At 57.7% G+C, this 4,956-nt stretch carries 6 protein-coding genes; 2 read left to right on the top strand and 4 right to left on the bottom strand.

Annotation, left to right across the window (positions count from 1 at the left end):
- The coding region (locus PSV43_RS07525) for a sigma-70 family RNA polymerase sigma factor (RefSeq protein WP_300195129.1) at window positions 1–360 on the bottom strand (360 nt) is incomplete at its 3' end.
- 146 nt (window positions 361–506) lie between these two features.
- A complete protein-coding gene (locus tag PSV43_RS07520) occupies window positions 507–1,760 on the bottom strand; it encodes a polysaccharide pyruvyl transferase family protein (protein WP_300195127.1) in 1,254 nt (417 codons plus the stop codon).
- Window positions 1,761–1,861: 101 nt separating this feature from the next.
- Here PSV43_RS07520 and PSV43_RS07515 point away from each other — a divergent pair, with 101 nt between their 5' ends.
- Entirely contained in the window at window positions 1,862–2,323 is a 462-nt protein-coding gene (locus tag PSV43_RS07515; protein WP_300195125.1) for a c-type cytochrome domain-containing protein, read from the top strand.
- A 70-nt stretch (window positions 2,324–2,393) separates the two neighbouring features.
- Window positions 2,394–3,530: a hypothetical protein gene (locus PSV43_RS07510; RefSeq protein WP_300195123.1), complete on the top strand. Its 1,137-nt coding sequence runs from the start codon at window positions 2,394–2,396 to the stop codon at window positions 3,528–3,530.
- Between the two features lie 15 nt (window positions 3,531–3,545).
- Here PSV43_RS07510 and PSV43_RS07505 read toward each other — a convergent pair whose 3' ends face one another.
- Window positions 3,546–4,403 carry a DUF2971 domain-containing protein gene (locus tag PSV43_RS07505; RefSeq protein ID WP_300195121.1) on the bottom strand — a complete coding sequence of 286 codons (858 nt, stop codon included), beginning with the start codon at window positions 4,401–4,403 and terminating at the stop codon, window positions 3,546–3,548.
- 21 nt (window positions 4,404–4,424) lie between these two features.
- Window positions 4,425–4,956: dihydropteroate synthase (gene folP / locus PSV43_RS07500; protein WP_300195119.1), on the bottom strand; the 532-nt coding region annotated here is incomplete at its 5' end.

Genomic DNA, 4,956 nt, shown 5'->3' with positions numbered 1-4,956 from the left:
AAGGCTGTGCGAGAACCGTAGTTCCAGGATCTCCCGCTGAAGTGGCTCCAGCGCCGAGATCGTCTCGCGTGCGGCGCTGATGCGATCATCCGCCACCGGCGCGGCCACCTCCGCAGCCGCGGCATCGAAAGGCAGCACCTTGTCCACTGCACGTGCCGCCCAGGCCGCCTGGCTCAGGTGCCGTGCAATGCCAAAGAGGTAGCCACGCGCGCACTTCGGCGATTTCCCGTCGCGCATCCCGCGCGCCATCTGCAAAAACGTCTCCTGCACCAGATCCTGCACGCACTCGCCGCCGCCATGCCGCCGCGCAAAGTAGCGCGTCAGATCCCCCGCGCTCTCCGTGAAGAGGCGTTCGAGCAAGGGAGGATGATCTGGAATTTCCACGTGGGTTGAGAGCAAATCACAGACTGCAGACGCAGCCTATCATCTCCCACGTGCTTCTTTCGATGCAAAAGGTTCGCAGAAATCGATTTTATTTTAAGCAGCGCTACAGCTGCCGCTATGACTCACGCCGGGAGCTGGCTCTTAACCACGTCCATGCTTGCGGCAAACTTGGCCATCACGAGATCACGCGCCTTCTCAGCCTTGGCCTTCGATCCTACGGGGTCTTTTGCCATCGCCAGCACGGTGACGGCGACGCGTTCCAATTCATCTTCCTTGTCGAGATCAAACAACCAGTCGTTCAGACCGATGTCGCGCCACATGTAGCCTTTGCTCGTCTGCTCGGCCCAGCGGCAGACGATGGCAGGGATGCCGTTGCCGATGCACATGATGGGGCTGTGCATCTCGTGCCCAAAGAGTCCGGCGCTGCGGCGGTAGGTACTGATCGCTTCGTCGGTGAGCCAGTAGTTTTCGCGCCAGACCACGCGGGACTTCACGTCTTCGGGCAGCTTGTCGTAGAGCATCTCTTTGGCGATCTGCATCTGCGTCTTGTCCTCCGGGCAGAGGAGGATTTTGAGATCGGTGTTTTTTACCACGCTGATGATGGCATCCAGCAGCGGCTTGCCGTCGTGGTCTTTCATGGCCTCGTTGCGGGCGTGCTTCTTTTCGTCAATCGCCGCCTTCTTTTCTGGAAGCGTCCAGTACGGGGTGTTGCGCATGCGCGGGATGCAGCAGAGGAATTTGCCCTGCTCCAGGCCGTGCTCTTTGAGAAACGCCCCGGCCTTCGCATCATTTTTCAAGTCCACCGCAAAAGCACCATCGGGGCCGAATTCCATGCGCGGGCAGGTACAACCCATCTTCTTCGCCAGTTCCAGCGATACCGAGTCACGGAAGTAAACGAACTTCGCGCCGTTGAGCACGTCAATGGTTTGCACCGGCTTGACGGACTTGTCTTTGATGGTCCTCGGATTCTGCTGACCTGAAAACGTGATGCCATACACGCCATAAGGCTTGCCGGTGGATTGGCTCCATTTCACCACATCAGCCTGTGCCACCAGCGAGGGTCCTGAGCCGTGGAGCAGGAAGTCGCATTCCTCGAAGGACTTCCGCACCTCCTCCCCCTGGATCACCTTCACCTTGGGGAAACGCGCCGCCAGCATCTCTCCCACGCCATTGTCCAGCTTGCTCGGCCACAGCCGCACTTCCACGTCTGGCAGATGCTTTTCCAGCAGTGCCAAAACGCCTGGCGTGTGCGCGATGTCGCCAATGTTTACCGTCTGCCACGAGGAGCGCAGAATCAGGCGCTTGGGCTTTTCAGCAGCGATGGCGGAAATGAAGGGCAGTGCGGCGGCAGAGTGGATGAAATGACGGCGGTTCATGGGTGAATGTTTTAACGCAGAGCACGGCAGGCATGCAACACCTCAAAAAAGGCGCTGACGTACGTATTGCATGCGGCACCATACGGCAGTCCATTACACCCATGAACATCCGCAATCTCTCCACCCTGCTCTGCGTCCTCGTTCTCTCCTCCTGCGCCACGCCACCTAATCCGGAGACCAAGCCGATGGGTGAGGATGTACTGAGCCAGGACGCGATCCACTCTGCCAAGAACGGACCTGTCGATTTCACGGCGCATGTGAAGCCGGTGCTGGAGGCTAAATGTGTGATGTGCCACAACCGCCAGGCGCTGCCGGGGCACCTGAGCCTGGAAAACCGTACGCAGGCGATGCGCTCGGGAGCGCTCGGTGCCTACATCGTGCCGGGGCATCCTGAGCAGAGCCTGCTGGTGGCGAATGTGAAGTCCACGCATCACAATGTCAGTGTCATGCCGGCGGTTGGCGAAAGGTTGACGAAGGATGAATATGCGATCCTGACGAAGTGGGTCAAAGAAGGTGCGCCGTGGCCAGCGGGTGCAGCGGGAACGCTGAAGATCATTCGGTAATCAGAATTTCCGATCTTCGGCATTCGCAATTAGTCTTGGCCCCTCGGACCGCTCATGCTCTACTGGCCGCATGGCAGACCATCGCGCCCTTATTTCCAATCCCGCAGACCTCAAGCCCTCCACAGCCTGGAATGAAACGGTCTGGGCCTACACGAGCGAAGAAGAACTCGTGGATCACACCACGAAGGCGCGGCTTTGCGTGGCGACGCTGCTGCCATTCAAAGACAAGCAGCCTGACTGGGAGGGGTTCTCCAAGAGTGTGCGCTGGATGCAGCAGTGCGGCGAGCATTACGGCGTGGAGATGGTCTTCGTGCTGAATGCGGACACCGGCTACATCTTTGATCTCAGCAATGAATTGTATGCGGAGGTGCTGAAGCGCTTTCGTGTGGAGTTTCCCACCCAGCGCTTCATCGCAGGAGTGACGGCACGCGGAGCGGAGAATGACACGGTGTTTAATGCGGAACGCTACTGGCCGCTGCTGGACATCGCGCAGGAGCACGACAACTGCGAGATGATGATCATGACGAGCAAGCTGCTCAACACGCTGGAGAACGAGCCGCGACGCGATGCCTATTTCCAGATCGCCGAGCATCTGATCCGGCCCGGTATCGCGCATGCGCTGGAGCCTTCCTTTGTACCGTGGGCCACACCGTTTGATCCGTGGCTGTTCCATGAGATCGCGCTGCATCCGACCTATGTCGGCGGCAAGGTGAGCACGCTGGACGAGCCGCATTTCCATTACTGGGCGGCGATGTGCAAGGACTTGAACCTGCCATTCTCCCCTCACAGCGGCGATGATTACGGCATCGCCACGGCGATCAAGCTCGGGCTGCCGTTGCTGATCGGCGCGGGTGTCAGCGCCTGCCCGCTGATCTGCGCGGCGCGTGACATGTGGCTGCTGGACAGCGTGGCCGACAAGAAATTCAAGACCGGCACGGGGCGGTTTGACACGCGGGTGTACAAGCTTTTCGAAGCCTTCCAATCCTTCGAAGACATGGTCTTCCGGTTGGATGAACGCATGAGCGCGTCGCCTTACAAGCACAGCACGGCGCATGTGCTGCACCAGCTTGGGCTGATAGAGTCGCCCGAGGCGCACCCGGACTGCAAGGACCTGCGTGGCGCGGATGAAGCGCAGAGGATGACGGAGGCGATGCGGAGGCCTAGACGGCTTGCGAAAAAGCTGGGGATTCCGCTGTTCGGGGAGTAAATGTGTGACGAGCTATCATCGCACTGGAACAGTGGGCCGATCTGCGAAGCGAAGTTTGTAGTCGTCAGAGTCCAAATAGGCACGCTGGAATCGGACGTGCGCGTAGTGTAATTCTCCTGCTATCTTTTCAATGGCTGAATACACCTTTGCATCTGCATGGTCGTAACAGCCAACAATGACCCGCTTGATGCATCTTGGATCAAAGGATTGATAGTGTGCCTCATCTTTCTTCAAGCCATCTGGAACAGGAAATGAGATGCGGACCTCCTCCTCATAACTCCACTCCAACGCTTTAGTCGAGAGCACGAGATTCATTGCTTGCTCGAATCCAGAAACATCATCACCAAACAGAACCGGAATCGTTGGTGGACTGCTTCGATACACCACTTCGAGCGCATGTTTACTGAGGCAGGTTTTTTGCAAAAACTCATCAGGATCAAACTCAATAACGATACCCCGATGCTTATCTGCGTAATGTGACCACATTAGGATAGAGTCGTGGCGATGCGAGCAGCACAAGATGCGGAAACGTTCTGCGATTTTGCCAACATAATCCCACTTCAGCAACTTTCCCTTTTCCGCCCAACCTTTGTCACTCGTGAGTTTAAGAAACCGTTTTGGCAACTCCACTGCATAATACTCTTTCTCGGCATCAACGCGATTAAGCCTTTGCTGCTTTTCTGCCGTTTCAAGATAGTCTTCAATGATATGTCTTTGTTTGAGACTCTCAAAAAGAAGTTGGTCGGATGGTTTTTGTAGGCGCGGTGTAAGCTCAAATGGGTCATTAAACGCCAGAGGACTGGCCAGACGCATGGTTCTGTTCTCGAGGGTCTTGATACCGCCAACGGGATCGAAATAGCGAAAAAGTGTCATGGAAGTGTATTGCCAAAGGCATCACGTACCTGCCAAAATCGCCTCCATCATCCGCAGCGCTTCCCGATTTGGTTTCACGTCATGCACGCGCACAATGCGTGCCCCGTGTTCGCGGGCGTAAGCGCTGAGGGCGATGGTGGGCCAGAAGCGGTCTTCCATGGCTTCGGAGTGGATGACGCGGGCGATCATGGATTTGCGCGAGACGCCAACGAGCAGCGGGCGCAGCGTGCAGAGCTGCGGCAGTTCGTGCATGAGGGTGAGGTTGTGCTCCAGTGTTTTGCCGAAGCCGAAACCGGGATCAAGCACGATGCGCTCGGGGGCGATGCCTTCGTTTTCGAGCACACGCAGGCGGTTTGCAAAATAGTCCGCCACAGCAGCAACGACATCGTCGTACTGCGGATGGGTCTGCATGGTCTGCGGCGTGCCGGTCATGTGCATGACGACGAGGCCCGCTTTGGATTCCGCAGCGACGCGTGGCATAGCGGCATCGCCACGGAGGCCGGTGACGTCGTTGATGATGTCGGCCCCGGCATCGAGTGCAGCGCGAGCGACG

The sequence above is a fragment of the Prosthecobacter sp. genome (assembly GCF_029946185.1).
GTDB lineage: Bacteria > Verrucomicrobiota > Verrucomicrobiia > Verrucomicrobiales > Verrucomicrobiaceae > Prosthecobacter.
The sequence above is the reverse complement of the archived record's forward strand: the minus strand, read 5'-3'. Positions and strand labels throughout refer to the sequence as shown.

What these genes read in the sequence shown, in the direction of transcription:
- PSV43_RS07510 (WP_300195123.1), top strand. Translation starts at nt 2,394, where the DNA reads ATGGCAGACCATCGCGCCCTTATTTCCAATCCCGCAGACCTCAAGCCC.
- PSV43_RS07520 (WP_300195127.1), bottom strand. Translation starts at nt 1,760, where the DNA reads ATGAACCGCCGTCATTTCATCCACTCTGCCGCCGCACTGCCCTTCATT.
- PSV43_RS07505 (WP_300195121.1), bottom strand. Translation starts at nt 4,403, where the DNA reads ATGACACTTTTTCGCTATTTCGATCCCGTTGGCGGTATCAAGACCCTC.
- PSV43_RS07515 (WP_300195125.1), top strand. Translation starts at nt 1,862, where the DNA reads ATGAACATCCGCAATCTCTCCACCCTGCTCTGCGTCCTCGTTCTCTCC.